28 protein-coding genes are annotated in these 25,664 nt (G+C 72.9%); 15 read left to right on the top strand and 13 right to left on the bottom strand.

Annotated features, from left to right (window positions below):
- The first annotated feature begins 704 nt into the window (after positions 1-704).
- From ACZ5GP_RS15860 to ACZ5GP_RS15845, 4 genes are all read left to right on the top strand, one after another.
- Complete coding sequence (locus tag ACZ5GP_RS15860; RefSeq protein ID WP_468751387.1) at positions 705-1,709, top strand: ROK family protein; 1,005 nt, start codon at positions 705-707, stop codon at positions 1,707-1,709.
- Positions 1,709-2,848, top strand: a complete 1,140-nt coding sequence (gene nagA, locus ACZ5GP_RS15855) for an N-acetylglucosamine-6-phosphate deacetylase (protein ID WP_468751386.1) — start codon at positions 1,709-1,711, stop codon at positions 2,846-2,848. The genes ACZ5GP_RS15860 and nagA overlap by 1 nt, the downstream gene beginning before the upstream one ends.
- Positions 2,849-2,952: 104 nt before the next feature.
- On the top strand, positions 2,953-3,888 hold the full coding sequence (locus tag ACZ5GP_RS15850; protein WP_468751385.1) for a 1-phosphofructokinase family hexose kinase: 936 nt from the start codon (positions 2,953-2,955) through the stop codon (positions 3,886-3,888).
- 64 nt (positions 3,889-3,952) lie between these two features.
- Positions 3,953-4,801, top strand: a complete 849-nt coding sequence (locus ACZ5GP_RS15845; RefSeq protein WP_468751384.1) for a class II fructose-bisphosphate aldolase — start codon at positions 3,953-3,955, stop codon at positions 4,799-4,801.
- A gap of 13 nt (positions 4,802-4,814) precedes the next feature.
- Here ACZ5GP_RS15845 and ACZ5GP_RS15840 read toward each other — a convergent pair whose 3' ends face one another.
- Together ACZ5GP_RS15840 and cdgB are read right to left on the bottom strand one after the other, a co-directional pair.
- Positions 4,815-5,807, bottom strand: coding sequence for a carbohydrate-binding protein (locus ACZ5GP_RS15840; RefSeq protein WP_468751383.1), 993 nt, complete (start codon positions 5,805-5,807; stop codon positions 4,815-4,817).
- An 87-nt stretch (positions 5,808-5,894) separates the two neighbouring features.
- Entirely contained in the window at positions 5,895-7,532 is a 1,638-nt protein-coding gene (gene cdgB, locus ACZ5GP_RS15835) for a diguanylate cyclase CdgB (RefSeq protein ID WP_468751382.1), read from the bottom strand.
- Positions 7,533-7,913: 381 nt separating this feature from the next.
- Here cdgB and ACZ5GP_RS15830 point away from each other — a divergent pair, with 381 nt between their 5' ends.
- Positions 7,914-8,432: a flavin reductase family protein gene (locus ACZ5GP_RS15830; RefSeq protein WP_468751381.1), complete on the top strand. Its 519-nt coding sequence runs from the start codon at positions 7,914-7,916 to the stop codon at positions 8,430-8,432.
- Positions 8,433-8,490: 58 nt separating this feature from the next.
- Here the strand turns inward: ACZ5GP_RS15830 and arfB are convergent, their stop codons facing one another.
- Positions 8,491-8,928, bottom strand: coding sequence for an alternative ribosome rescue aminoacyl-tRNA hydrolase ArfB (gene arfB / locus ACZ5GP_RS15825; RefSeq protein WP_468751380.1), 438 nt, complete (start codon positions 8,926-8,928; stop codon positions 8,491-8,493).
- Between the two features lie 223 nt (positions 8,929-9,151).
- Here arfB and ACZ5GP_RS15820 point away from each other — a divergent pair, with 223 nt between their 5' ends.
- Positions 9,152-9,727 (top strand): TerD family protein, encoded by a 576-nt coding sequence (locus ACZ5GP_RS15820; protein ID WP_358582640.1) that lies wholly within the window; start codon positions 9,152-9,154, stop codon positions 9,725-9,727.
- Positions 9,728-9,830: 103 nt separating this feature from the next.
- Here ACZ5GP_RS15820 and ACZ5GP_RS15815 read toward each other — a convergent pair whose 3' ends face one another.
- The 5 genes from ACZ5GP_RS15815 to ACZ5GP_RS15795 all read right to left on the bottom strand — a co-directional run bounded on the left by ACZ5GP_RS15815 (position 9,831) and on the right by ACZ5GP_RS15795 (position 12,324).
- Positions 9,831-10,322 (bottom strand): hypothetical protein, encoded by a 492-nt coding sequence (locus ACZ5GP_RS15815; RefSeq protein ID WP_468751379.1) that lies wholly within the window; start codon positions 10,320-10,322, stop codon positions 9,831-9,833.
- Positions 10,323-10,408: 86 nt separating this feature from the next.
- A complete protein-coding gene (locus ACZ5GP_RS15810) occupies positions 10,409-10,678 on the bottom strand; it encodes a DUF397 domain-containing protein (protein ID WP_468751769.1) in 270 nt (89 codons plus the stop codon).
- A gap of 116 nt (positions 10,679-10,794) precedes the next feature.
- Positions 10,795-11,628, bottom strand: a complete 834-nt coding sequence (locus tag ACZ5GP_RS15805) for a helix-turn-helix domain-containing protein (protein WP_468751378.1) — start codon at positions 11,626-11,628, stop codon at positions 10,795-10,797.
- Positions 11,625-12,149 (bottom strand): DUF6879 family protein, encoded by a 525-nt coding sequence (locus ACZ5GP_RS15800; protein ID WP_468751377.1) that lies wholly within the window; start codon positions 12,147-12,149, stop codon positions 11,625-11,627. The genes ACZ5GP_RS15805 and ACZ5GP_RS15800 overlap by 4 nt, the downstream gene beginning before the upstream one ends.
- Complete coding sequence (locus ACZ5GP_RS15795; protein WP_468751376.1) at positions 12,133-12,324, bottom strand: hypothetical protein; 192 nt, start codon at positions 12,322-12,324, stop codon at positions 12,133-12,135. The genes ACZ5GP_RS15800 and ACZ5GP_RS15795 overlap by 17 nt, the downstream gene beginning before the upstream one ends.
- A gap of 110 nt (positions 12,325-12,434) precedes the next feature.
- Here ACZ5GP_RS15795 and ACZ5GP_RS15790 point away from each other — a divergent pair, with 110 nt between their 5' ends.
- Genes ACZ5GP_RS15790 through ACZ5GP_RS15780 form a run of 3 tightly spaced genes read left to right on the top strand, consistent with a single transcriptional unit; the run spans position 12,435 to position 14,384 of the window.
- Positions 12,435-12,767: a PadR family transcriptional regulator gene (locus ACZ5GP_RS15790; RefSeq protein ID WP_468751375.1), complete on the top strand. Its 333-nt coding sequence runs from the start codon at positions 12,435-12,437 to the stop codon at positions 12,765-12,767.
- 2 nt (positions 12,768-12,769) lie between these two features.
- Positions 12,770-13,864 (top strand): hypothetical protein, encoded by a 1,095-nt coding sequence (locus ACZ5GP_RS15785; protein ID WP_468751374.1) that lies wholly within the window; start codon positions 12,770-12,772, stop codon positions 13,862-13,864.
- A 10-nt stretch (positions 13,865-13,874) separates the two neighbouring features.
- A complete protein-coding gene (locus ACZ5GP_RS15780; RefSeq protein ID WP_358582655.1) occupies positions 13,875-14,384 on the top strand; it encodes a GNAT family N-acetyltransferase in 510 nt (169 codons plus the stop codon).
- Between the two features lie 10 nt (positions 14,385-14,394).
- Here ACZ5GP_RS15780 and ACZ5GP_RS15775 read toward each other — a convergent pair whose 3' ends face one another.
- Together ACZ5GP_RS15775 and ACZ5GP_RS15770 are read right to left on the bottom strand one after the other, a co-directional pair.
- A complete protein-coding gene (locus ACZ5GP_RS15775) occupies positions 14,395-15,834 on the bottom strand; it encodes a M1 family metallopeptidase (RefSeq protein WP_468751768.1) in 1,440 nt (479 codons plus the stop codon).
- A 97-nt stretch (positions 15,835-15,931) separates the two neighbouring features.
- On the bottom strand, positions 15,932-16,510 hold the full coding sequence (locus tag ACZ5GP_RS15770; RefSeq protein ID WP_468751373.1) for a GlcG/HbpS family heme-binding protein: 579 nt from the start codon (positions 16,508-16,510) through the stop codon (positions 15,932-15,934).
- Between the two features lie 342 nt (positions 16,511-16,852).
- Between ACZ5GP_RS15770 and ACZ5GP_RS15765 the strand changes: the two genes are divergently transcribed.
- From ACZ5GP_RS15765 to ACZ5GP_RS15755, 3 genes are all read left to right on the top strand, one after another.
- Positions 16,853-18,100: a sensor histidine kinase gene (locus ACZ5GP_RS15765; protein ID WP_468751372.1), complete on the top strand. Its 1,248-nt coding sequence runs from the start codon at positions 16,853-16,855 to the stop codon at positions 18,098-18,100.
- On the top strand, positions 18,097-18,738 hold the full coding sequence (locus ACZ5GP_RS15760; protein WP_468751371.1) for a response regulator: 642 nt from the start codon (positions 18,097-18,099) through the stop codon (positions 18,736-18,738). Before ACZ5GP_RS15765 ends, ACZ5GP_RS15760 begins: the two co-directional genes overlap by 4 nt.
- A gap of 79 nt (positions 18,739-18,817) precedes the next feature.
- Entirely contained in the window at positions 18,818-19,321 is a 504-nt protein-coding gene (locus ACZ5GP_RS15755) for a hypothetical protein (protein WP_468751370.1), read from the top strand.
- 126 nt (positions 19,322-19,447) lie between these two features.
- Here ACZ5GP_RS15755 and ACZ5GP_RS15750 read toward each other — a convergent pair whose 3' ends face one another.
- Positions 19,448-20,131 (bottom strand): pentapeptide repeat-containing protein, encoded by a 684-nt coding sequence (locus ACZ5GP_RS15750; protein ID WP_468751369.1) that lies wholly within the window; start codon positions 20,129-20,131, stop codon positions 19,448-19,450.
- 152 nt (positions 20,132-20,283) lie between these two features.
- On the opposite strand from ACZ5GP_RS15750, the gene ACZ5GP_RS15745 reads away from it, so the two are divergent.
- Both ACZ5GP_RS15745 and ACZ5GP_RS15740 read left to right on the top strand, forming a co-directional pair.
- A complete protein-coding gene (locus tag ACZ5GP_RS15745) occupies positions 20,284-21,306 on the top strand; it encodes a zinc-binding dehydrogenase (RefSeq protein WP_468751368.1) in 1,023 nt (340 codons plus the stop codon).
- A 107-nt stretch (positions 21,307-21,413) separates the two neighbouring features.
- Positions 21,414-22,664: a GNAT family N-acetyltransferase gene (locus tag ACZ5GP_RS15740; protein WP_468751767.1), complete on the top strand. Its 1,251-nt coding sequence runs from the start codon at positions 21,414-21,416 to the stop codon at positions 22,662-22,664.
- 7 nt (positions 22,665-22,671) lie between these two features.
- Here ACZ5GP_RS15740 and ACZ5GP_RS15735 read toward each other — a convergent pair whose 3' ends face one another.
- A complete protein-coding gene (locus tag ACZ5GP_RS15735; RefSeq protein WP_468751367.1) occupies positions 22,672-23,148 on the bottom strand; it encodes a GNAT family N-acetyltransferase in 477 nt (158 codons plus the stop codon).
- A gap of 69 nt (positions 23,149-23,217) precedes the next feature.
- Positions 23,218-24,051 (bottom strand): DsbA family protein, encoded by an 834-nt coding sequence (locus tag ACZ5GP_RS15730; protein ID WP_468751366.1) that lies wholly within the window; start codon positions 24,049-24,051, stop codon positions 23,218-23,220.
- A 166-nt stretch (positions 24,052-24,217) separates the two neighbouring features.
- On the opposite strand from ACZ5GP_RS15730, the gene ACZ5GP_RS15725 reads away from it, so the two are divergent.
- Positions 24,218-25,639 (top strand): NAD(P)/FAD-dependent oxidoreductase, encoded by a 1,422-nt coding sequence (locus ACZ5GP_RS15725; RefSeq protein ID WP_468751365.1) that lies wholly within the window; start codon positions 24,218-24,220, stop codon positions 25,637-25,639.
- The last annotated feature ends 25 nt before the right edge of the window (positions 25,640-25,664 follow it).

Here is a 25,664-nt window from a genome sequence, read left to right as displayed (position 1 = left end):
GCCTTGAGCGGCGGGGCGCCTTGCCTGGGGGTACGCCTTGGGCGGCGGGGCGCCTTGCCTGGCGGTGCGCCTTGCCTGGCGGTGCGCCTTGGGCGGCGGGGCGCCTTGCCCGGCGGGCCGCCTGTCTGGCGGGGGCCTTGGACTCGTGAGGCCTGGGTTGGGTTGGGCGGTGCCTTGCGGTGGCGGGGGCCTTGCCCTGGCGGGGTGGAGGCAGTTGGGCGGGTGGGTGCCTGTGTGCGGCCACCTCGGGGTGTTTCCCCGGCTCGGCCCGCTGCGGGCGCCCCACCCCGCCGCTCCGCGGCGGGTTCTCCCACCCACCCACCCGTTTACCCCGCATCGAGACATCCCGTAGGAGCAGAAGACGGCGCCCGCTCCTACGGCACGGGCCCGACCCCGGGCAAACGGGCGGGTGGGTGGGAAACATTTGCCGCGAAGCGGCAGGGCTGCCCCTACGGCAACGGCCCGCCCCCGGGCAATCGGGCAGGCGGCTGCTCCTACGGCAAGGGGCCCACGCGGGGCAATCGGGCGGGTGGGTGGGAGACATCCGCCGCGAAGCGGCGGGACCGCTCCTACGGCATGGGCCCGACCCCGGGCAAACGGGCGGGTGGGTGGGAGAGCGACGCACCCCAAGAAGAAAGCGCGCGGCACAGCCGAGGAACGAAGTGGACTAGACCTTTCGCGACCGCCACGCGACACTGTCCCCCGTGAGACACGTCATCGCCCTCGATGTAGGCGGCACCGCAATGAAGGCCGCCCTGGTGGCCGCGGACGGCACCCTGCTCCACGAGGCCCGCCGCCCCACCGGCCGAGACCGCGGCCCGGCCGCCGTGATCGAGTCCATCCTCGGCTTCGCCGAGGACCTCCGGGCCCACGGCGAGGCCCACCTGGGCGAACCGGCCGCCGCGGCAGGCGTGGCGGTGCCCGGCATCGTCGACGCCCCCCGCGGCATCGCCGTGTACGCCGCCAACCTCGGCTGGACCGACGTCCCCCTGAGGGACCTCCTCAGCGCCCGCCTGGCCGGCGCCCCCGTGGCGCTGGGCCACGACGTCCGCACGGGCGGCCTCGCCGAGGGCCGCCTGGGAGCGGGCAGGGGCGCCGACCGGTTCCTGTTCGTGCCCCTGGGAACCGGCATCGCCGGCGCCATCGGCATCGCCGGTGCCATCGAACCGGGCGCCCACGGCTCGGCGGGCGAGATCGGCCACATCGTCGTACGCCCCGGCGGCCCGCCCTGCGGCTGCGGCCAGCGCGGCTGCCTGGAGCGCCTGGCGTCCGCGTCGGCGGTCAGCAGGGCCTGGGCGGAGGCGAGCGGCGATCCGCACGCGGACGCCGCCGACTGCGCGAAGGCCGTGGAGTCCGGCGACCCGAGGGCCCAGGAGGTCTGGCGGAACGCGATCGACGCCCTGGCCGACGGTCTGCTGACCGCCCTCACCCTGCTGGACCCGCACACGCTGATCATCGGTGGCGGTCTGGCCGAGGCCGGGGAAACCTTGTTCACGCCGCTGCGTGCCGCCGTCGCGGCCCGCGTCGTCCAGTTCCAGACGCTGCCCGAAATCGTCCCCGCGGCCCTCGGCGACACCGCCGGGTGCCTGGGCGCGGGCCTCCTCGCCTGGGACCTCCTCGACAAGGTGGCGGCCCCCACAGACCCCGGGACACCGGACCCCGGGAAGACGGACCCCAAGAAGACCGACCCCACGGAGGTAACCACCTGATGGCCACTAGCCAGGTTCTCGCCGGTGCCCAGGTGGTACTGCCCACCGGAACCCTCACCGACGGCCGGGTGATCGTCGACGGCACCCGCATCGCCGGCACCGCCCCCGCCGACGCACCCACGATCGACCTCACCGGCCACTGGGTGGTCCCCGGCTTCGTCGACCTCCACAACCACGGCGGCGGCGGCGCCTCCTTCACCTCCGGCACCGTGGAGGACGTACTCAAGGGCGTCCACACGCACCGCCTGCACGGCACGACCACGCTCGTCGCCTCCACCGTGACCGGCGACATGGACTTCCTCGCCCAGCGGGCCGGGCTGCTGAGCGAGCTGGCCGAGCAGGGCGACATCGCGGGCGTCCACTTCGAGGGGCCCTTCATCTCGCCGTGCCGCAAGGGCGCCCACAGCGAGGCCCTCCTGCGCGACCCCGACCCCTCCGACGTCCGCAAGCTGCTCGACGCCGCCCGGGGGCACGCGAAGATGCTCACCCTCGCCACCGAGCTGCCGGGCGGCCTCGACTCCGTGCGCCTCCTCGCCGAACACGGCGTGATCGCCGCCGTGGGCCACACGGACGCCACGTACGAGCAGACGGTGGAGGCCATCGACGCGGGCGCCACCGTCGCGACGCACCTGTTCAACGCGATGCCGGGTCTCGGCCACCGCGCGCCGGGCCCGATCGCCGCCCTCCTGGAGGACGAGCGGGTCACCGTCGAGCTGATCAACGACGGCACGCACCTGCACCCGGCGGCCCTGGAGCTGGCCTTCCACCGGGCGGGCGCGGACCGCGTCGCGTTCATCACCGACGCGATGGACGCGGCGGGCTTCGGCGACGGCCGGTACATGCTCGGTCCCCTGGAGGTCGAGGTGCGGGACAGCGTGGCGCGGCTCGTGGAGGGCGGCTCCATCGCGGGTTCCACCCTGACCCTGGACCGCGCCTTCAAGCGCTCGGTGACCGTCGACGGGCTCTCCGTCGAGGACACCGTCCGCGCCCTGTCGGCGAACCCGGCGAGGCTGCTGGGCATGGCCGACACGGTGGGCTCCCTGGAGCCGGGCAAGGACGCGGACCTGGTGGTCCTGGACGCGCACTTCGACGTCAAGGGCGTGATGCGCAAGGGCGAATGGGTGGTCGCACCCGGCTGAGGGCGAGGCGGTCGGCCCTCGCCTCTGGGCCAACCGCCTTCCGTTTGGCATGATCAGAACGGCGAAAGCGCGGCGGAACACAGGCACTTCGGGGGTGGTCACCAGTGATGCTCACCGTCACGCTGAACACCGCCGTCGATCTCACCTACCGCGTCCCCGCCCTCACCCCGCACGCCTCGCACCGCGTCACGGACGTGCGCGAACGCCCCGGCGGCAAGGGCGTCAACGTCGCCCGCGTCCTCGCGGCCCTCGGCCACGAGGTGACCGTCACCGGTTTCGCCGGCGGCGACACCGGCCGCTCCCTGCGCGCCCACCTGGCCGCCGAGCCCCGCGTCACGGACGCGCTCACCCCGGCCGCGACCGCCACCCGCCGCACCCTCGCCGTCGTCGACGCGTCGACCGGCGACACCACGCAGCTCAACGAACCCGGCCCGGACATCACCCCCGCCGAATGGGCCGCCTTCCTCGACTCCTACGAGGACCTGGTCCGGGCCCCCGGGACGACGGCGGTCGCGCTCTGCGGCAGCCTGCCGCCCGGCGTCCCCGTCGGCGCGTACGCCCTGCTGGTACGGGCGGCGCGCGCCGCCGGTGTCCCCGTCCTGCTCGACACCAGCGGGGAGCCGCTGCGGCGCGGGGTCGCCGCCCGCCCCGACATCGTCAAGCCCAACGCCGACGAACTGGCCGTGCTGACCGGCTCGCAGGACCCGGATCGGGCCACCCGCGACGCCCGCCGCAGGGGCGCGCACGCCGTGGTCGCCTCGCTCGGCGCCGACGGCCTCCTGGCCCGGACACCCGACGGCACCTGGCAGGCGCGGCCGCCCGCGCCGGTGCGGGGCAACCCGACGGGCGCGGGCGACTCGGCGGTCGCCGGGCTGCTCTCCGCTCTCGCCGAGGGCCTGCCGTGGCCGGAGCGGCTCGTGCGCGCCGTCGCGCTGTCGGCGGCGACCGTGGTGGCGCCGGTGGCGGGCGAGTTCGACCTCCCGACGTACGAGGACCTGCTGACGCGGGTCACGGTGACCACCAGGACCCCCACGGGGTAACCACCCACAAGAGCCGTATCCGTACCGCGCAACGGGGCGCAGCGCCCCGGGAATTGGGGAGCACGTGCCATTGGTCCGTACCGGCGAACTCGTCGCGGAGGCCCGCGCCGCGGGTCACGGCGTCGCCGCGTTCAACGTCATCACGCTGGAACACGCCGAGGCGATCGCGCTGGGCGCCGAGCGCGCCGGGACGGCGGCGATCCTCCAGATCTCGCAGAACGCGGTGCGCTTCCACGGCGGCCGCCTGGGCCCGGTGGCGGCGGCGACGGCGGCCGTGGCCCGCGCCTCCTCGGCCCGGCTCGCCCTGCACCTGGACCATGTCACGGACGTCGGACTGCTGCGGGCCGCCCACCCGGAGGGCTTCAGCTCCGTCATGTTCGACGCCTCGAAGCTGACGTACGGCGAGAACGTGAAGGCGACGGCGGACGCGGTGCGCTGGGGCCACGAGCGGGGCATCTGGGTCGAGGCGGAGCTGGGCGAGGTGGGCGGCAAGGAGGGCGAGCCGCCGCTGGACGCGCACACGCCCGGGGTGCGCACGGACCCGGCGGAGGCGGCCGCGTACGTCGCCGACACGGGCGTGGACGCGCTCGCGGTGGCCGTCGGCTCCTCGCACGCGATGACGGAGCGGACGGCGACCCTGGACCACGAGTTGATCGCGTCCCTGGCAGCGGCCGTGCCGGCGCCGTTGGTGCTGCACGGCTCAAGTGGCGTACCGGACGCGGAGATCCGCCGCGCGATCGCCTCCGGCATGGTGAAGATCAACGTCGGTACGGCGCTCAACACGGCGTTCACGACCGAGGTACGCGCCCACCTCGCGGCGCACGCATCGGTCGTGGACCCCAGGAAATACCTCGCCCCGGCTCGCGAGGCGATGGCCGGGACGGTGGCGGGTTTCCTGGGGCTGTTGGCGTAGCCCCGGCGAGGGGTTAGCCCTGGTCGCCCTCGACGAGCCACATCTGGTCGATGTTGGCGCCGGTGGACCCGCACAGGTTGTCCTGCTCGCAGGTGAGCGTGACGGTGTTGGTGCCCTTGGTGAGCTGGACCACCGCCCAGGTGTTGGTCCAGCCCTTGTCCCACTCCCCTTCCTTCGCGTGGGCGAAGTTCGTCATGTTCAGGGGGCGGGTCTGCTTCTTGCCGTTGACCAGGATCGTGGCGTTGGAGTCCTTGCCGGGCACGCCGTAGTTGACGCGCAGGCTGTACGAACCGGCCTTCGGGATGCCGTTGGCGGTCCAGGTCACCTGGGCGCCGACCTTGTCGAAGCCCGTCACGTAGACCCCGCCGGCGGCCTTGGCGCCGGGGACGTCGGACGCCGTGGTCGTGCCGCCCTGGAGCTGGAGCGTCTTCGCGTCCGTCTTGGGCAGTTCGGTCTTCTCGGCCGGCTTCTTCTTGGTGGGCTTCTCGCTGGGCTCGACGGTCCGGGCCGCCGTCGGCCTGCCGCCCGCCTGCTCCTCGCCGCCCTTGTCGTCGTCGCGGCCGAACAGCATGGCGGCGCCGATGCCGATGGCGACGACGGCCACCACCGCTATGGCGGCGATCAGCAGCCCCTTGCTGTTGGGTCCCCGGCCGCGGCCGCCACCCGGGGGCGCGTTCCGCGGCGAGGCGACGGGCGCCCCACCGGGCTGCGCCTCGGGCGCGGTGTAGTGCGGGTTCGGCCGGCCGTAGGGCTGCTGGGCCTGCTGCTGGGGGACCTGCTGGCCGTACGGCTGGGTGGCCTGCGGCTGCCCGTAGGAGGTGGGGCGGCGGTCGCCGACCGCCCGGACGTGGTTGTACGAGGACCGGGGTCCGGGGTAGCCGTAACCGCCCCCGCTGCCGGGTGGGGTCGCTCCGGCCGCCTGTCCGTCCTCGTACAGGTAGCCGAACGGATCGTCGTCGCCCTGCGGCGCGCTCGGCGTGTTCTCGCCGTTATTGCCGGGCGTCATTCCCAGGTCACTCCCTCACATCGCTGACGGCGGGAGCCTACCCGGTCCGAGTGATCCCAAGAGGTGGCGTCGGCCTCACCCCGGTGGTCAGCCGGCCCGCCGCTGCTGTTTGGCACGGGAGCGCTTCTCCACGTACATCCGCTGGTCGGCGGAGTGCAGCACCTCGTCGGCCGACATCCCGCAGTGCGCCCAGCCGATGCCGAAACTGGCCCCGACCCGCACCGCCCTGCCATCGACCCGGATCGGCGGGATGATCGCGTTGCGCAGCCGGACGGCGAGGTCCTGGGCGTCGGCGCGGCCGAGCCCGTCGGCGAGGACGACGAACTCGTCGCCGCCGAGCCGGGCCACGGTGTCCCCGTCGCGGACGCCGCTGGTCAGACGCCTGGCGACCTCGATGAGGACGGCGTCACCCGTGTGGTGCCCGAACCGGTCGTTGATCGACTTGAAGCCGTCGAGGTCGCAGAAGAGGACCGCGAGTCCCTTGGTGCCGTCGTCCACGTCCCCCTCCCGGCCCTCGGGGGCGATGGTGTGGACGTGGTGGTCGAAGCCGTCGGCGTGCTCCAGCGAGGCGTGCCCGAAGTCGAAGCCGTGTTCATAGGCGGCGTCCAGGGAGTCGACGGCGCTCGGCCTGCCCGCGTGCGGCCTGCGGCACAGGCGGGCGCTGAGCCGGGCCCGCAGCTCGGCGGAGTTCGGCAGCCCGGTCAGGGAGTCGTGCGAGGCGCGGTGGGCGAGCTGGAGCTCGCGGCGCTTGCGCTCCTCGATGTCCTCGACGTGCGTGAGCAGGAAGCGGGGCCCGTCGGCGGCGTCGGCGACCACGGAGTTGCGCAGCGAGACCCAGACGTACGTGCCGTCGCGCCGCGCGAGCCGCAGCTCGGCGCGGCCGCCCTCGGCGGAGGTCCGCAGGAGCGTGCCGATGTCCTCGGGGTGGACGAGGTCGGAGAAGGAGTAGCGCCGCATGGCGGAGGCGGGGCGGCCGAGCAGGCGGCACAGCGCGTCGTTCGTCCGCAGGAGCCGCCCGTGCTGGTCGCCGCCCATCTCGGCGATGGCCATGCCGGAGGGCGCGTACTCGAAGGCCTGCCGGAAGGACTCCTCGCTGGCCCGCAGTGCCTGCTGTTCGCGCTCCAGGCGGACCAGGGCGCGCTGCATGTTGGCCCGCAGCCGGGCGTTGCTGATCGCGATGGCGGCCTGGAAGGCGTACATCTGGAGGGCCTCGCGGCCCCAGGCGCCGGGCCTGCGGCCGTTGCGCGGCCGGTCCACGGAGATCACGCCGAGCAGCTCGCCGCCGGCGGCGCCGGTCGCGTACATGGGCGCGAAGAGGCGGTCGGCGGGGTGCCACTCGTCCTCGAAGCGGGGCTCGGGGCCCTCGGTGTACCACTGCGGGACGTCGTCGTCGTCGAGGACCCAGCCCTCGGTGTGCGGGATGAAGCGCAGGGCGCCCCACGCCTCGCCCATGGCCAGGCGGCGCTCCCAGGCGTCGCGGGAGCCGACGCGGCCGGTGATGAGGGCCTCGGCGGAGGAGTTGCCCGCGAAGGCGGCGACGACGAGATCGCCGTCCGGGCGCACGAGATTGACGCAGGCCAGTTCATAGCCAAGGCCGTTGACGACTCCGTCGGCGACCGTCTGCAGCGTGTCCGCCAGGCTCCGGGCGGTGTTCAGTTCCGCTACCACCTGATGCAGCTGCCGCAGGGTCGCAAGACGGACGTACGGCTCCGACTCGGTCTCCATGCTCGTTCTCCCCGAGACCTCGACAGCAATCCAGGATGCGCGGCGCCCGCAGTGTCTTTCTGTGCCCTTGTGCCCTCAGTGTCTTATTGCCACCGTCACTGAATCACAGCGAGCTGCTCACCCGGTACACAGGGTCAACAAAATATGGGTCCTGTGACTCAAGTCACAGGTGGGACACGGTCGTTGGTCCAGTCCACCGGGCGATACGGCACCCCGTGCCACCCTTCCCTCGGCCGTGGGACCTAGGACCCGCCTCGGCCCCGGGGCCGATGTGGCACCCCGGGCCGGGGGGTTAGCGTCGTCATCGTGGCTCAGACACTGAAGACTCTCCCGGCCCCGCCTTCCCCACGCCCCGCGTCGCCGGATGGGCATGCTGGTGGGGTGAGCGACGACGAGTTCCGCGCGGCGATGTCCCGGCTGGCGGCGGGTGTGGTCCTGGTGACGGCGCGCGAGGCGAGCCTGGACGCCGACGACCCGAATGCCCCGGTGGGCGAGGACGTGGGCATGACGGCGACGGCCTTCGTCTCCGTCTCGCTCGACCCGCCCCTGGTCATGGTGAGCCTGCGCGAGGGCTCCCGGATGGACGACCTGCTGGCCGAGCAGCCGCTGTGGGCGGTCTCGGTGCTCGCCGAGAGCCAGCGCCACATCGCGGGCCGCTTCGCCATGAAGGGCCGCATCAGCGACCGGCTGCTGTTCGAGGACATCCCGTACACGCGGGGCGCCGAGTCCGGCGCCCCGCTGATCGGCGGCGCGCTGTCCACGCTGGAGTGCCGCACGGAGCAGACGGTGCGGGCGGGCGACCACACGCTGGTGATCGGCCGCGTGCTGACGGCGTCCCTGCCGAGCGGGGAGGGCGGACCGCTGCTGTACTTCCGGGGCCGCTACCGCCACCTCGGCTGAGCGCCTGCCAGGGGCGCGCGCCCAGCCCCCAAAAAAGCCGCTGACGTGACCGGGCCGGCTAACCCCAGCCCTGGCCCGACCTGCCCCGCTTCGTCTCGCTCCGCTGCTTCTTGTTCCGCAGCCGGCGTTCGTTGATGCCGCGGGGGATCTTCGTGGCGCGGCGCGGCTTCGGCGGCGGGGCGGTGGCCTCGGCGAGCAGGGAGGCCAGCCGGGTGGCGGCCATCTCCCGGTTGCGCCACTGCGAGCGGTGCTCGGCGGCCCGCACGCTCACGACGCCGCCGACGAGGCGCGGCGCGAGCCGTTCGAGGGCCCGCCGCTTCCACACCTCCGGCAGGGCGTCGGTGTTCGCGAGGTCGAACCGCAGCTCGACCTGCGTGTCGGTGGTGTTGACGTGCTGCCCGCCCGGCCCCGAGGACCGCGAGAAACGCCACATCAGCTCGGCCTCCGGCAGGGAGACCGAACCGCGGATTACATAGGGACCGGACATGTTCCCCATGGTCCCGCGTCTGTCGGGCTCACGTCACGCACTTTTACGTGAGGGCGGCTTGTGCGCGGGGGCCGGGCGCGCGCGAGGGAAACGTAAAGAAAGTAAAGCCATGCGGAACCTTCGGGACCTCGGACGGCGTTGGTACCAGTGAAGGTAGCTTCGTCCCCAGTACGAAGCCCGTACGCACTGGCTCAGACGCGGTGCGTCGTAACGAGGGAAGGGACTCCCAACAATGGCAGTAAGCCTGTCCAAGGGTGGCAACGTCTCGCTCACCAAGGAGGCTCCGGGCCTGACCGCCGTCACCGTGGGGCTCGGCTGGGACGTCCGCACCACCACCGGCACCGACTTCGACCTCGACGCCTCCGCGATCGCGGTGAACACGCAGGGCAAGGTCTACTCCGACCAGCACTTCGTCTTCTTCAACAACAAGGCGACGCCGGACCAGACCATCGTGCACACCGGTGACAACGTCACGGGCCAGGGCGAGGGCGACGACGAGCAGATCAACGTCAACCTCGAAGGCCTGCCGGCCGACATCGAGAAGATCGTCTTCCCGGTCTCGATCTACGACGCCGAGAACCGCTCGCAGAACTTCGGCCAGGTGCGGAACGCGTTCATCCGCATCATCAACCAGGCCGGCGGCGCGGAGATCGCCCGCTACGACCTCTCCGAGGACGCCGCCACCGAGACCGCCATGGTCTTCGGCGAGCTGTACCGCAACGGCGCGGAGTGGAAGTTCCGCGCGGTCGGCCAGGGCTACGCCTCGGGCCTGGTCGGCATCGCCCAGGACTTCGGCGTGAACGTCTAGCGTCAGGCCCCTGACCTGGGTAGGCACCGTGCAGACGGGTGCTGAGTCAGCCCGGAAGCAGCACGGCATCAGCCCGGCCCGCACATGAAGAAGACCCCCCGACTTACCTTCGGGGGGTCTTCTTCATGTGCGGGCCGGTCGGGCAGACAAGGTCCGGTGGGGCACGGTTCGGGGAGCACGTCACCAGGGCTACGGAGAGAAATGCGGGCCTGTCCAGGTAGAAGCCGTGGGACACGTCCCCGCCCCAAACGAGCCGTTCGGCAGCGGAGTGAACCAGTAGTGCCAGCCGCGTGCTGTCGCGGTCCGACTCTGAGGCGAACCGGGGCGCGTACTCGGCCAGTCGTTGACCGAGCCATTCCGCCGCTTCCTTCGGCTCCTCCCAGGTGCCGCGCACCAGCCTCGCGGGCTTGATCAGCCAGTGCGCCGTTTCCAGCGGCGGCAGGTCCACGGTCGGGAACTCCGCCTTCACTTCCTGGTACCGCGCGATCAGCTCCGGCTTATCGGCGGGAGGAGGATCAGGATGCGGGGGCCGTCTCAGCGCCTCGTCGTCGAACCGTTGCTTGGAGCCGGTCCACAGGTAGACGTGGTGGTGCAACTGTCGTCCCGTTCAGTACAGGGAGAAGTGGAGCGCCCCCGGCCCCGCCTCTCGGGGTGAGCCAGGGCCGGGGGCACGAACGGCTGTCAGGCGGACAGGTTGAAGCGGGCCAGGTCGATACCGGCCGCGGTCAGTTCCTCGGTGGTGAAGCGCAACGGCTCCGCACCGGGCCGCTTGCTGTCGCCCAACGCCCACGCGCCGGGGCCGATCTTCGCCAGCGTGGCGCAGGACTCGTCGTCCGGATGCGTGTTGCCCCCGCACGCCTTGAAGAACTCGGCGCTGTCTAGGGGCAGGCCGTACAGGTCGGTTTCGGGCAGGGGTGTGCCTTCCTGTGAGATCAGTGACAGCAGGACCATTTCTGTGTCTGCCATATGCCGACCGTTCTTCGTCGACCACAGGGGGAAACGAATGTGTCTGTCGTTCCTCGGTTCGGTCGGCATGGGTACATCCTCGGACTGCCGACGAGGGACCTCTAGCCCGTTTCCCGTTGCTGCAACAGGTCGTCCCTGACCCCTTCGAGGAAGCCTTTCAACTCGTCGCCGGAGAGCGAGCTTTCGGTGAATCGAGCGAACTTGGCCGCGTACAGGGCAACGTCCCTCGGGTCGGTCACCACTACATCGGCGTGCACTGTCTCCACCGACACGGCCCGGTCGTCCCTGATGACAAAAGCGTGGTTGGGAAGGTCACGCTTCGGCCCTGCCAGGGGTACGACCCCGATGTCGACGTTGGGCAGCCGGGACAGGGTGATCATCCGGTCCATCTGCCCGGCCATGACGAGCGGCGGCACGATCAGCCACCGAAGCACCGGCTCCGTGATCACGAATCGCAGCGTCTTGCTCGTGTCGTACAGCACCTGTTGCCGCTCCAGGCGGGCGCTGATGGTGCGCCGGACCGTGTCCTCCGTGAGGTCGTCGTGGCGCGACAGGATGGCTCGCATGTACTCCGGGGTCTGGAGCAGCCCCGGCACCAGAGCCGGTTGGAAGAGTCTGAGAAGGCTCATACGGGCCTCTACGGCCTGTAGCTGCCTCTGGGCCTTGTGGAGTCCCGCACGCTGGATCAGACGCCACGCCGTGGCTTCCGTGGCCACGGCCCGCGCAGCCTCCATGTACTCCGCCTTGACGCTGTCCGAGACACCGATGGCGGTGAGGACGCGGTCCACGTCGTCCGCGCTCGGGGCGAGCTTCCCCGTCTCGATCTTGCTGAGCTTGCTTGCGGACATGACGGCACCGCGAGCCACAGCCTTGGCCTCCTTGCCAGAGGCTTGCCGTAGAACTCGCAGCGCCGCGCCCAACTCCGAACGGTTCACTCCCCGTGTCTTGCCCACCAGTCCGCGAAGGGCACCGCGTTCGCGAGTGCCATGTCCCTGTAGGTCACGTACTCAGGCCCTCGGTCGTCGGGGAGTACATCGGCACCGAGGAACTCCCCGTCATGGCCGTAGCGCATGGGGGCGGCCGTGACCGAGTCGAACAGCCAGAAGTCCCCGACGGCAGGCAGGGGATCGGGCCGGCCGGTCACGTCCAGGATGAAGAACTCCTCTCCGGCCGTGGCGTTGGTGACGTAGCCCCATCCGAGTTCGAAGCGCAGGTACGGGGTCAGGGGCCGCGTCAGGATGTGGACGCGGTACACGCGCCGTCCGGCGTCCACGTGGGCCTTGACCTCTTCGAGCCAGTCGGCGTTGTAGTCGGAGGGCTTCTTCTGTCCGTCGCGAAACAGGCCGTACGCGTCCACACTGCCGGACCGGCTGTAGTCGTCCAGGGTCTCCAGCCGGAACGCCTCGGCTTGGAAGGCCTCGAAGAGGTCTCCCAGACTCCTAGCCAAGCCGGCCACCGAACGCCTTCTCGACGAGGTCCACGGGGATCTCCACGAGAGTCTCGTGGGCGGGGATCGTCAGACCGTGGCCGGTGGGTGTCGCGCCCTGCACGAGGATCGTGCCCCGGTCCGTCATGTAGATGGTGGGGCAGTCCTTCTTGTCGCATGAAGTCGCAAGCATGGTGACTTCCACAGTCTCCCCTTCCGAGTGGTCAGGTTCCTGTTCGATCATTCCGAGGGCTCCACTATTATCGTTTCCGTAATAGTCCAGGAAACCAAAAAACCCGACGAGGGGGAGCATCCGTGGCCGAACCCGCGTGGATCCGCGCCGCGCTGCCCCTGTGCCTGCTCGGCGTCCTCGACGGTGAGGAGAAGAGCTACGGCTACGCCCTGCTCGGGCGGCTCGCCGACGCGGGGCTGGACGGGGTCAAGGCCGCGACGCTCTACCCCGCCCTCACCCGCCTCGAAGAGGAGGGCGCCGTCGCCGTCGAGTGGGGCGCGGGCGAGGGCGGTCCCGGGCGGAAGTACTACCGGATCACCGAGGAGGGGCGGACGAGGCTGCGGCGTGACCAGGCCGCGTGGGGTGACTTCACCCGGACCGTCGCCTCGCTCCTCGGGCGAGGGCAAGGGGGATGACAGTGCGCAGGACACGGACGAAGACCGCGACATCGGCGACAGCCGCGACACCGGCGGCTGACCTCGTCTGGGCCCGCCCGGAGGACGAGGAGTGGGCGGACGCCGTCCACGTACGGCTCGCGCTCGACCACGACGCGCCCGCCGACCTCACCGACGAGGTGCTCGCCGAGGCCCACCAGCTCGTGCACGAGGCGGGGCTGCCCGCCCGGGAGGCCCTCGGCGCACCCGGGGCGTACGCCCGCACCGTCGCCGCCGAGCGCATCAGCGAGGAGCGCCGGGCCAGGGTGGACCCGCACGGCCTGACCCCCGGCGAACGCCTCCGCGCCTGCCTCGGCATGCTCGGCTTCATCGGCTTCGCCCTCGGTGCCCTGCACTGGATCGAGGACGGCCTGTGGGTGACGGGCAGCTGGGCCTCGGTCGCCGGCTGCGCCGCGATCACCGCCACCATCACGCTCGGCGCCCTCGCCTTCGCCGCCCGCGCCGCCGGACGGATGCGCGGCATGTGGGGCTTCTCCGCGGCGGCCGCCTGCGCCTTCGTGGGCGGGGTCTCCCTCGCCGCCACCGCCCCCGGGGAGCGGCTGTTCGACGTGCCCGTGCCGGCGCTGATGGCGGCCTGCGCCGCCTGGGCCGTGGGGGCCTACGCGTTCCCGGACGCCCCCCTCGACCGCTGGTTCACGCCGCGCCCGCACGCCGACGACGAGCAGTGGCTGACCCGGCTCGAAGGGCTGCTGCGGGGCCGGCACACCATGCCGGCCGCCGAGGCGCGCGGCCATGTGCGGGAGATCCGGCAGCACCTGGCCACGGCGGACGGGGAGCGCGCCGAGGACGCCTTCGGTGACGTCGAGGTGTACGCCATGCGGCTCGCCGAAGGGCCCCGCAAGCAGCGGCGGCTCGCCCGCCACAAGCTGTACCGCGCGGCCGCGCCGGCCGCCGTGTTCGCCGTGCTCGCCGTCGACGAGGCCCTCGAAGCGGGCCGCTTCACGGGCTGGGTCGCCTGCTACGCGCTCGCGTCCGGCGCCTGGCTCTGGACGGCGGCGGCCGAGTGGCGCGAGATCCGCAGGCGAGCCGGGGCCGAGCGGGCCGACCGGGCCGGTTAGCCTGCCCCGCATGATCCTCGAACCGCTCGTCGCCGTCGGCGGCGCGCTGCCGGGCCACCTGCTCACCGAGGTGACCGCGCTGTACGCGGCGAACCGCGCGTTCTTCGCGCTCAGCGGCGACTTCCCCGACCCCGACGACATCCGCGTCGAGCAGGTCGCCAAGGCCCTCGCGGACGAACTGGCGCGCCCCGGCACGGACGTGCTGCTCGCCCGCTCCGAGGGGCGCCTCGCCGGCGTCGCCGTCACCCTCGCCCACCACCCCGACCCCACCGACCCCGACCCGTGGATCGGGCTGTTCGTGGTCGCCGAGGAGCTGCACCGCACGGGCGTCGGGCGACGGTTCGCCGGCCTCGTCGAGGACCGCTTCCGGGACGCGGGACGCACAGCCGTGCGCCTGGCCGTCCTGGAGAACAACCCCGACGCGCTGCGCTTTTGGACCGCGCTCGGCTACCTCGTCATCGGGCACCGCGAGGACCGGGCGCTGCGCCGGCCGTGCGCGGTGCTGCGCAAACCGCTGTGAGCGTCGCGCCTCAGGGCTGCTCCGGCTTCCCGTCCCCGTACAGCCAGTCGCCCCAGATCCGGCGGACCTTCTCGCGCGCCTCGTCGCCGCCCGCGTGCTTCTCCACGTACTCGGTGAAGTCCCGGGTGTCGGCGTTCTTGTGCCGGTACGTCTTCGTCCAGCCCTGCATGATGACGTAGAACGCGTCGTCGCCGACCGCCCGGCGGATCTTGTGGACGACCATCGCGCCGCGCTCGTAGACCGGCGGTTCCGAGATGTGCGCCGCGTCGGTGGGCTTCGCGGGCGGGAAGTCCCAGATCGCCTCGTTGTCCTCCTTGTCGTCGTAGAGGTCGCCCTCGTACAGCGCGTCGAACGTCTCCTGCGCGCTGTCGCCGCCGTTGTCCTCCGCGTACAGCCACTCCGCGTACGTCGCGAAGCCCTCGTTGAGCCACATGTCCCGCCAGGACCTCGGGGTCACGGAGTTGCCGAACCACTGGTGCGCCAGCTCGTGGACGAGCGTGTCGGTGTCGGGGGCGCCGGGGAAGACGGGCCGGGTCTGGGTCTCCAGGTCGTAGTCCGCGTCCTCGTCGCGGTCGACGATCGCGCCGATCGAGGAGAAGGGGTAGGGGCCGAAGTTCATCTCCGCCCACTCCATGACGTCCGGGAGCTTGGCGAGGACCTTCTTGCTCGCCTTCCTCTGCGAGGGGTCGACGGCCGTGATGACCGGCAGGCCGTCCTCCGTCACCGACGTCTCCATCTTGTACTTGCCCACGGCCACGGTCGCCAGGTAGCTCGCCATCGGTTCGGCGCTGTGCCAGGCGAAGGTGGTGCGGCCGTTCTTCGTCGACTCGCGGGTCAACTCGCCGTTGGAGACGGCCTGCAGGCCCTCGGGGACGGTGACCTGTATGTCGTACGAGGCCTTGTCGCTCGGGTGGTGGTTGCCGGGGAACCACGCCATGGAGCCGGTGGGCTCACCGAGCGCGAGCGCGCCGTCCGCCGTCGTGAGCCAGCCCTCCTCGGAGTCGTCCGCGTCGGTGATGGTCTCCGGGGTGCCGCTGTAGCGGACGCGGGCCACGAACGTCTCGCCCCGGTCGAGTTCGTCGGCCGGCCGGACCTTCAGCTCGTGGCCGGCGCGCTGGAACCGGGCCGCCTTGCCCTCCACGGTGATCGCGGAGACGTCGAGCCCCTTGAGGTCGAGATTGAAGGCGCTGAGGTTCTTGTCGGCGCGCGCGGTGATCTCGGCGGTGCCGGTGAGGTGGCGCTCGTCCGGGTCGTACCCGAGGGTCAGGTCGTAGTGCGTGACGTCGTACCCCCCGTTGCCCAGCTTCGGGAAGTACGGGTCGCGCACGCCGTCCGCCCCCGGCGTGCCGTCCACGCCCGAGCCACCGCACCCGCCGACGGTGGCGAGCAGCGCCAGGGCGCAGGCGAGGGTACGGAGCACGGGGGCGGCTCGGCCGGCCGGAGATCGCAGGTCCACGCCGATGATCTTATGCGGCAATTGTTCGGCCTTGGGGCGGCCGGGGGACGGCGGCCGGGGGACGGCGGCCGAGGGACGGCGGCGGGGGCGGTCAGCGGTTCAGGGCCGCCACGCCCGCCTCGGCGAACTTCTCGTCCAGGTCGCCGCTCGGGGCGCCCGCCACTCCGATGCCCGCGACGGGCGCGCCCTTGGCGGTCACCGGGGCGCCGCCCGCGAGGAACAGCGTGCCGGGGATGTCCTTCAGGTTCGGGGCCTGCTCCAGGCGCTTGGCCAGCTCGGAGGTGGGCGCGTTCCAGGAGACGGCCGTGTACGCCTTCTTCTCCGCGGACTCGTACGCCTGCGGGCCCGCGCCGTCGCCGCGCAGCGTGACGATGGTGTTGCCGTTGCGGTCCACGACGGCGACGGAGACGCGCTGGTTCTCCTTCTTCGCCGCGTCCAAGGTGGCCTGCGCGGCCTTGGTGGCGGCGGCTACGGTCAGGTGCGTCGACCGCGTCAGGTTCTTGTCGCCCGCGTCGGCGGGCTTGGCGGCCGACGCCTTGGCGGCGGCGGCCGGGGCGCCGGTGCTCGCGGGGACGGCGTTCGCCGAGACGGCGCCGAGGGCACCGGCGCCGAGGGCGGCAACGGCGACGGCGCCGGTGAGGACGCGGGTGCGGCGGGAGATCTTCTGCATCGGGTGCTCCTTGGAGGGCGGCGGAAAGGGCGTCTGCCCCTGCCATCGATCCTCCGGCCGTTTCCGGGCCCCGCCCCTCGGCGTACCGGCTCGGAGCCGGCCGCGACCCGGCCGATACGAGGGTCAGCCGATCGGTTGACCCGCCCGTGGCCCCGCCGGGCCACAATGAGGGTGTTTCCCCAGTTCAAGCAAGGCGGTCACGCGGTACGAGGCCAGGGCGTCACGCCGGACGAGACCAAGGCGTCACGCCGTACGAGGTTAGGGCGTCACGCTAAACGAGACCAAGGCGTCACGCCGTACGAGAGGGAGGCCCCCGCGGTGACACGGGTGGTGACACAGGCAGTGACACGGCACGCGCCGGCCCCGGACCCCGCGACCGGGGACGCGAGGGTGCCCGACCCCGACGCCCGTCGGCTCGCGGCCGTCATGCACACGGCGTTCTTCCTGCTCCTCGGCTCCTCGCTGGTCCGCTTCCTGCTCCGGCACCCCGTCGGGCCCCGCACCCCGTGGATCATCGCCCTGTCGGTCTGCCTGGCGCTGCTCTACCTGTCCGGCCCCGCGCTCGGCGCCCGGTCCGCGCCGCACCGCCTCGCCTGGCTGATCCTCGTCGTGGCCGCCTGGAGTGTCCTCGTCGTCCTCGCGCCGAGCTTCGCGTGGTGCGCGGTGCCGCTCTTCTACACCGGGCTGCGCACGCTGCCGCCCCGCGCCGCGCTGTTCCTGGTGGCCGTCCTGACCGCCTTCGTGGTCGCCGCGCAGTTGCGGCTCGCGGGCCGCTTCGACCCGAACCTGCTGTTCGCGCCGCCCGCGTGGGCCGCCGTGGCGAGCGCCGTCTTCCTGTACATGCAGCGCCAGGCGGCCCGCCAACGCGTCCTCATCGACGACCTTCTGCGCACCCGCCGCGAACTGGCCGCCACCGAACGCCGCGCGGGCACCCTCGCCGAGCGCCAGCGGCTGTCCATGGAGATCCACGACACCCTCGCGCAGGGCCTGTCCAGCCAGCAGATGCTGCTCCAGGCGGCCGACCGCCTCTGGGACACCTATCCCGCCAGGGCCCGGGCCCACGTCCGTACCGCCGAGTCGATCACCGAGCGCGGCCTCGCCGAGGCCCGCCGCTTCGTGCACGACCTGGCGCCCGCCGACCTCGCCGACGGCGGCGGCCTCACCGAGGCCCTGCGGGCCCTCGCCGAACGGGAGACGGACGCCGGCCTGACCGTCCGCCTCCACGTCGAGGGCACCCCGGTGCCGCTGCCCGACCGGGTCGGCTCCGCGCTGCTGCGCATCGCCCAGGGCGCCCTGGCCAACGTACGCGAGCACGCGGACGCGACGACGGCCGCGCTGACCCTGACGCTCCTGGACGACCAGGTGGTCCTGGACGTCGCGGACGACGGCCGCGGCTTCACGCCACCCCCGGCCGGCCGGCCCACGGCGGGCGTACGGGGCCACGGGCTGCCCGCCATCCGTGCCCGGGCGGGTCAGCTCGGCGGCACGCTGACCGTCGAGTCGGCGCCGGGCGAGGGCACCGTCCTCTCCGTGTCGATCCCCGTCCCGTCGGAGTCCCCCTCATCGATGCCCCAGGAGTCCCCGTCATGAGCCCATCGCGCCCCATCCGCCTGCTGGTCTGCGACGACCACGTCGTCGTCCGCGCGGGTCTGCTGGCCCTGCTCGGCAGCGCCCCGGACATCGAGGTGGTCGGCGAGGCCGGCACCGGCGAGGAGGCGGTCGCCCTGGCCGCCAAGCTGACGCCCGACGTGGTCCTGATGGACCTGCAACTGGGCGAGGGCATCGACGGCGTGGAGGCCACCCGCCGCATCACCTCGCCGGCCCCCGACGCCCCGCCCCACGTCCTGGTCCTGACCACCTACGACACGGACGCCGACATCACGCGGGCGATCGAGGCGGGCGCGACGGGCTACCTGCTCAAGGCGGAGCGCCCCGAGGAGCTGTTCTCCGCGATCCACGCCGCGTCCCAGGGCCGCACCGCGCTCTCGCCGCCGGTCGCCTCCCGCGTCATGGCCCGCATGCGCGCCCCGCGCCCCACGCTCACCGACCGCGAACGCGACATCCTCGGCCAGCTCTCCCAAGGGCTCGGCAACCGTGACATCGCCCGGGCCCTGTTCATCAGCGAGGCCACCGTCAAGACCCACCTGGGCCGCATCTACGACAAGCTGGGCGTCGACACGAGGGCGGGCGCGGTGGCGGTGGCGAAGGAACAGCGGCTGCTGCCGTGAGGGCGGCCGGGCCATGAGGGGGCCGGGCCGGGGAGGCAGCCGGGCCGGGAAGGCGCCCCGGCCGTGACACCATCGAACCGTGCTCGACATCGGTTACGCCCTCTCCCGCCGCTTCCCGGACCCCCCTGAGCTGGACTACGGCAGGGCGGACGTCCACACGCTCCGGCACGACCTGTTCTGCGGGGACGTGTATCTGGCGGACACCAAGGCTGACCGGGAACTGTCCACAGCCTGGGGATGGGTTCCCGTCCTGGACTTCGCGTGGGCGCTGTGCGACATCGTCGAAACGCTGGACAAGAACCCGCTCGGCAGCCGCGCCTCCCGGCCGCAGTACGCCGAGCTGGACTTCACGGAGTCCACGGACCGCATGCTGTTCACCCGCCGCTTCGGCTGGGTGGACATCGAGGCGGACTGGATGGACCCGGAGGAGCCCGCGCTGAGCTTCTCCCACGCGGAGCTGCGGCGCGAGGCACGCGACTTCCTCCACGACCTCGTCGCGGACCTCACCGACCTGCACGACTCCCTCGCCGACAACCCCACGATCTGGGCCCTCCAGTCCCGCTTCCCCCGCGTCTCCGGCTGACCCCGCCGCCGACCCGGCGGGCGGGGAGACGGCCACCGCCCCGCCACCCGGCGGGGGGGGGAAGACGGCCACCGCCCCGCCACCCCGGCGGCGGACGGAGAGACGGCCACCGCGCGGGGCGGCGCCTCACTCCCCGAAGCCCGCCACCCGTACGCCCATCTCCGCGGCGAAGCCCGCCGCCAGCTCGATCAGCTGCTCGGGGCTGATCACCGCCCCGGCCAGGCTGCCCACCCCGCGCACGATCTCCAGCTCCCCCGCCGCCCGCAGGTCCACGTCCTTCATCCGCGCCCCGCCGAAGTCCGCGCCCCGCAGCACGCAGTCCCGGAACTCCACCCGCTCCAGGGACGCCAGCGCGAAGTCCGGCTCCACTAGGACGCACCCCTCGAAGATCACGTCCCGCAGCCGCGCCTTCCGCAGATTCAGGCAGTCGATCTTCCCGCCCCGCACCACCACCCGCTCCAGCACGGCGCCGTGCAACTGCACCCCGCCGAGCCGCGCGTCGACCACCTCGACGTCCCTCAGCGACGCCTCCGCGAGATCCGTGCCCACGCCCCTCGGCTCCGTCAGGACGCAGTCGACGAACCGCGCCCGCGCCAGCCGGGTCTCCCCGAGCCCGCAGCCCACCAGCGCGCAGTCCATGAAGAACGCGCCGCCCCCGTCCTGCCCCCCGAGGTCGAGTCCGCCGAACTCCACCCCGTCGTAGTCCCCGTCGGGCTCCAGCTCCCCGCCCCCGAAGGACCGCAGCGGCGGCAGCCGCACCTCGGCCCGCCGGGCCTCCCGCACCGCGCCCACGCTCTTCCTGTGACCCATGCGCCCATCGTGCCCGTCCCCACTGACAACGCCGCCGCCAACGCCCACCAGCCATGGGGGTTGACCTCAAGTCCGCTTCAGGTTGAAAGCTGGCCCCGAAGCCGCCGCCCTCCCACCGGGGGCGGCCCCGCCCCCCCCTTGAGGAGCCCACCATGCACGCCATCCGCCTCCACGCCTTCGGCCCCGCCGAGAACCTCGTGTACGAGGAGACGGCGGCCCCCGAACCGGCCGCGGGCCAGGTCCGCGTCAGCGTCGCCGCGGCCGGCGTGCACCTGCTGGACACCGCGATCCGCGAGGGCGTACGCGGCCCGCTGCCCGAGCTGCCCGCCCTGCCCACGATCCCGGGCCGCGAGGTGGCGGGCACCGTCGACAAGGTCGGCGAGGGCGTCGACCGGGCCTGGCTCGGCAGACGCGTCGTCGCCCACATCGGGCTCGCCCCGGGCGGCTACGCCGAGCACACCGTCACGGAAGCCTCCCGCCTGCACGAACTCCCCGACGACCTGGACTTCGCCGAGGCCGTCGCCCTCATCGGCACGGGACGTACGACGATGGGCATCCTGCGGTTCGCGGAGCCCACCCCCGAGACGGTGGCCGTCATCCCCGCCGCGGCCGGCGGCATCGGCACCCTCCTCACCCAGTACGCCAAGCACCGGGGCGCCACCGTCATCGGCCTGGCGGGCGGCCCGCACAAGGTGGCCCGCGTCCGCGCGAACGGCGCGGACCTGGCCGTCGACTACACCGACCCGGCCTGGCCCGACGCGGTGCGCGCCCACCTGACGGACAGCCTCGGCGGCCGCACCGCCACCGTCGTCTTCGACGGCGTGGGCGGCGAGGCGGGCCGGGCCGCGGTCGACCTGCTCGGGCCCGGCGGCCTGCACGTCGTCTTCGGCTGGTCCGGCAAGGGCATCCACGACGACGAGGCACCGGCGCCGGCGCCGAGCGAGCAGGAGCCGGCCGGACGCGGCATCACGCGGGTCGACGTCCTCGGCCCGGCGATGCTGCGGCAGGCCGGCGGCGACAACCCCCTGCGCACACTGGAGGAAGCCGCCCTCGCCGAGGCGGCCACGGGCCACTTCACCCCGGCCGTCCAGCGCTACCCCCTCGCGCAGGCGGCGGCCGCGCACCGCGCGCTGGAGACGCGCGGCACGATGGGCAAGGTCGTACTGGTCCCCTGAGCCTCTGCCCTCCGCGTCCGGAGCGGCTTTCGGAACCCCGCCTTCCACTACGGCCCGAAATTCACCTGCCCGCACGGCGTCCGGGAACTAACGTCCGTTATATGGATATGGAATCCGTCCCGCCCGCGACCACACCCGCGCCCGCCCACCCCCTCCGGTTCCGCGACGTCCCCGAGGCGGGGATCGACAGCGCCCTGTCCCTCGCGTACCTCGCCTTCCACGAGAGCCCGGAGGACGAGAAGCGCAAGCACCACCACGACCTGCTGCTCGACTGCACCCGCGTCGGCGCGTACGACGGCGACCAACTCGTCGGCTTCCTCGCGGCGTTGCCCTTCACCGTGTCGGTGCCCGGCGGCGAAGTGCCCTGCCCCGGGCTGACGTTCGTCTCCGTGGCACCGACGCACCGGCGCCGGGGCGTGCTCTCCGGGTTGATCGCCGAGATGTTCGCCAGGGCGGCGGCGGACGGCGCCCCGATCGCCGCCCTGTGGGCGTCGGAGGACGCGATCTACGGCAGGTTCGGCTTCGGCCCCGCCACCCACGGGAACACCCTGGAGATCGACTCCCGCCGCCCCCTGGCCCTGCGCATCGCCCCGGACGAGCGCCCGTTGCGCCTGGTCGACCCGTCCGACGCCCCGGAGCTGCTCGGCCCGTACTACGACCGCACCCGTGCCGGCCGCGCCGGCCGCCTCGCCCGCACCCCGGCGTGGTGGCGCGAGGAGTGGATGGTGGAGAAGGACGAGGAGGACGACGAACTGTCGCCGCCCCGCGTCGTCACGCTCGGCACCCCGGTCGCCGGGTACGCGGTCTACCGCACCAGGACCCGCGACGACGCCCCGGGCCTCGTCCGCCTGGACGACCTGGAGGCCGACACCCCGGCCGTCGCGGCCGCCCTGTGGCGCTACCTCGCCGCCATCGACCTGACGGGCGCGGTCCGCGCCTGGGGCCGCCCCCTGGACGACCCGCTGCTGCTCTTCGCCGCCGACCGGGACCAGGTGCGCGTCACCGGCCAGTTCCCCGCGCTGTGGATGCGGCTCATCGACGTGCGCGCCGCGCTGACCGCCCGCTCCTGGGCCGCCCCGGTGGACGCGGTCCTCGACGTGCGCGACGACCGCCTCCCCGCCAACGCGGGCCGCCACCGCCTGACGGCGACCCCCGAGGGCTGCGCGTACGAACCGACGGACGCCCCCGCCGACCTCTCCCTCGACGTGCGCGACCTGGCGGCCGCCTACCTGGGCGGCACGAGCGTCGCCGCCCTGGCCCGCGCGGGCCTCGTCCAGGAACACACGCCGGGCACGGCCACGGCCCTGGACGCGGCGCTGCGCACCGCCCTCCTGCCGCACACCGTGGACGAGTTCTAGGGGGTGCCTAGGCGGCGCCGAGGGCGGTGAGCGCGTCGTCGGTCAGCCGGTACACGGTCCACTCGTCCTGGGGCCGCGCGCCGAGCGCCTCGTAGAAGCGGATGGAGGGTTCGTTCCAGTCCAGGACGGACCACTCCAGCCGCTCGTAGCCGTGCTCCACACAGATGCGGGCGAGTTCGGTGAGCAGCGCCCTGCCGTGTCCGGCGCCGCGCGCCTCGGGACGTACGTAGAGGTCCTCCAGGTAGATGCCGTGCACGCCGCGCCACGTCGAGAAGTTGAGGAACCACAGCGCGAAGCCCACCGCCTCGCCGGTCGCGTCGTCCTGCGCGATGTGCGCGAACGCGGCCGGCCGCTCCCCGAAGAGCGCCTCGCGCAGCTGCTCCTCGGTGGCCCTCGCCTCCTCGGGCGCCTTCTCGTACGCGGCGAGGTCGCGCACCAGGGCGTGGATGACGGGGACGTCGGCGGGTGTGGCGGTACGAATCATGGGGGCAGGCTAGCCAGCGCCCCCGCGCCGACGTCAATGCCGTCCGCGGGCCGAGCCCGGGAGCCCTGTTCAGGAGATCCCGGCCGCCTTCAGCTCCTTGGCGAAGGCCGCCTGGTCGTAGAGGGAGTCGCCGGCCGGCTTCTTCCCGTCGACGAGGACGGTGGGCGTGCCCTGGATGCCGTCGGCCGTGAACGTCCTCATCGCCTCACCGACCCACTTCTTGTACGTCCCCTTGGTCACCGCCTTGTCGAAGGCGGCGCCCCGCAGCCCGTCGACCTTGCCGGCGATGTTCAGCAGGAAGGCCGGTGTGTAGGCGTCGTCCGACTCCTCCTCGGGCTGGTTGGCGAAGACGGCCGCGTGGAACCTCGGGAACGCGCCCGCCTCCACCGACGCCCGCAGCGCGTTCGCCGCGTTCACGGAGCCGCTGCCGCCGAGGTTGCCGTCCAGGAACGAGGCGATCACGTACTCGACCTTGACCTTGCCGTCGGCCACCGGCCCGACCAGGGCCTGTGCCCCGCCCTCCTCGAACTTCTTGCAGAAGGGGCAGCGCGAGTCCTCGTAGATCTTGACCGTGTGCCCGGCCTTCGGGTCGCCGACGGTGATGACGCCGCCCCGCACGGAGGCGGGCGTCTCGGCGAGCCGCGCGCTGGACGCCGGCGGGACCTTGGCCTCCGGGGCGTCGGACGCGGGGTCCTCGGAGGCGGGGCGCTTGGCCGCGGGGCCCTCGGACGCGGGCCGCTTCGACTCGGGCGCGGCGGAAGAGGACTTCGCGGCGCCGCCATCGCCGTCGCCGTCGGGGCCGCAGGCGGACGCCGCCACCCCGATCAGCGCCGCGGCCACCACGGCGGTGGCGACACGTGCGGCCTTGCGCCCGGTCTTGCGCCCGGCCTTGTCTACGGCCATGAGTCGAGCCCTCCAAGTATGCGATCAAGCGTGCGATGTGTTGCGCACAAAGTAGCGGAACGGGGGCCGCGTCCCGCCCGCCGGACGGCCCGGCCCCACGGGCCTCGGCCCGGAAGACCACTCCACCCCCTGCCCACCGCCCCCACCTGCGCAGTACCGTCCGCCCATGAGCAGCAGCACGGCCCACACGGGCACCCCCGGCACCGTCAACGGCGGCATATCGTTCTGGTACGCGGACGACGGCCTGCCCCCGGCACGCGAACCCCTCACCGGCGACACCACGGCGGACGTCTGCGTCGTCGGCGGCGGCTACACCGGCCTGTGGACGGCGTACTACCTGAAGAAGGCCGCCCCCTTCCTGCGCATCACCGTGCTGGAGCAGAAGTTCTGCGGCTACGGCGCCTCGGGGCGCAACGGCGGCTGGCTCTACAACGGCATCGCGGGCCGCGACCGGTACGCCAAGCTGCACGGCCGCGAGGCCGCCGTCCGCCTCCAGCAGGCCATGAACGCGACGGTCGACGAGGTGATCCGCGTCGCCGCCGAGGAGTCCGTCGAGGCCGACATCCACCACGGCGGCGTCCTGGAAGTCGCGCACACCCCGGCCCAGTTGGCCCGCCTCAAGGCGTTCCACGAGCGGGAGGTGTCCTACGGAGAGAAGGACCGCACCCTGCACGGCGCCCGCGAGACCGCCGAACGCGTCCGCGTCACGGGCGCCGTCGGCTCCACCTGGACCCCGCACGGCGCGCGCCTGCACCCGGTGAAACTGGTCAAGGGCCTGGCCCGGGCCGTCGAGGCGCTCGGCGTCACGATCCACGAGTCGACGCCGGTCACGGAGATCAAGCCGAAGCACGCGCTCACCCCGTACGGCACGGTGCGCGCCCCCTACGTCCTGCGCTGCACGGAGGGCTTCACGGCCTCCCTCAAGGGCCAACGCCGCACCTGGCTCCCCATGAACTCCTCGATGATCGCGACGGAACCCCTGACGCCCGCCCAGTGGGAGTCCATCGGCTGGGAGGGCCGCGAGACGCTCGGCGACATGGCGCACGCGTACATGTACGCCCAGCGCACCGCCGACGACCGCATCGCACTCGGCGGCCGGGGCATCCCCTACCGCTACGGCTCGAAGACGGACAACGACGGCCGCACCCAGGCCGCCACGGTCGAGGCCCTCCACACCGTCCTGACCCGCTTCTTCCCCCAACTCGCCGGGGTCCGGATCACCCACGCCTGGTCGGGCGTCCTCGGCGTCCCCCGCGACTGGTGCGCCACCGTCACCCTGGACCGCGCGACGGGCCTCGGCTGGGCGGGCGGTTACGTCGGCTCGGGCGTGGCCACCGCCAACCTCGCCGCCCGCACCCTGCGCGACCTGGTCCAACAGGACTCCGGCCAGGCGGGCCCCACCGACCTCACGACCCTCCCCTGGGTCGACCACAAGGTCCGCAAATGGGAACCGGAACCCTTCCGCTGGCTGGGCGTCCACGCCATGTACGCCACCTACAACGCCGCCGACCACCGCGAACGCACCACCCACACCCCCGAGACGTCCCCCCTGGCCCACTGGGCGAACAAGCTGACGGGCCGCCACTAAACGCGAAAACCCCAGGTCAGACCGC

Source organism: Streptomyces sp. NPDC031466 (assembly GCF_055581265.1).
This window is presented reverse-complemented; position numbering and strand designations above follow the sequence as displayed.

Coding starts and splice junctions, on each gene's coding strand:
- ACZ5GP_RS15750 (WP_468751369.1), bottom strand. CDS start 20,131: ATGGGTCACAGGAAGAGCGTGGGCGCGGTGCGGGAGGCCCGGCGGGCC.
- cdgB (WP_468751382.1), bottom strand. CDS start 7,532: ATGGAGACCGAGTCGGAGCCGTACGTCCGTCTTGCGACCCTGCGGCAG.
- ACZ5GP_RS15780 (WP_358582655.1), top strand. CDS start 13,875: ATGATCCTCGAACCGCTCGTCGCCGTCGGCGGCGCGCTGCCGGGCCAC.
- ACZ5GP_RS15745 (WP_468751368.1), top strand. CDS start 20,284: ATGCACGCCATCCGCCTCCACGCCTTCGGCCCCGCCGAGAACCTCGTG.
- ACZ5GP_RS15725 (WP_468751365.1), top strand. CDS start 24,218: ATGAGCAGCAGCACGGCCCACACGGGCACCCCCGGCACCGTCAACGGC.
- ACZ5GP_RS15730 (WP_468751366.1), bottom strand. CDS start 24,051: ATGGCCGTAGACAAGGCCGGGCGCAAGACCGGGCGCAAGGCCGCACGT.
- arfB (WP_468751380.1), bottom strand. CDS start 8,928: ATGGGGAACATGTCCGGTCCCTATGTAATCCGCGGTTCGGTCTCCCTG.
- ACZ5GP_RS15820 (WP_358582640.1), top strand. CDS start 9,152: ATGGCAGTAAGCCTGTCCAAGGGTGGCAACGTCTCGCTCACCAAGGAG.
- ACZ5GP_RS15810 (WP_468751769.1), bottom strand. CDS start 10,678: ATGGTCCTGCTGTCACTGATCTCACAGGAAGGCACACCCCTGCCCGAA.
- ACZ5GP_RS15840 (WP_468751383.1), bottom strand. CDS start 5,807: ATGACGCCCGGCAATAACGGCGAGAACACGCCGAGCGCGCCGCAGGGC.
- ACZ5GP_RS15735 (WP_468751367.1), bottom strand. CDS start 23,148: ATGATTCGTACCGCCACACCCGCCGACGTCCCCGTCATCCACGCCCTG.
- ACZ5GP_RS15740 (WP_468751767.1), top strand. CDS start 21,414: ATGGAATCCGTCCCGCCCGCGACCACACCCGCGCCCGCCCACCCCCTC.
- ACZ5GP_RS15770 (WP_468751373.1), bottom strand. CDS start 16,510: ATGCAGAAGATCTCCCGCCGCACCCGCGTCCTCACCGGCGCCGTCGCC.
- ACZ5GP_RS15760 (WP_468751371.1), top strand. CDS start 18,097: ATGAGCCCATCGCGCCCCATCCGCCTGCTGGTCTGCGACGACCACGTC.
- nagA (WP_468751386.1), top strand. CDS start 1,709: ATGGCCACTAGCCAGGTTCTCGCCGGTGCCCAGGTGGTACTGCCCACC.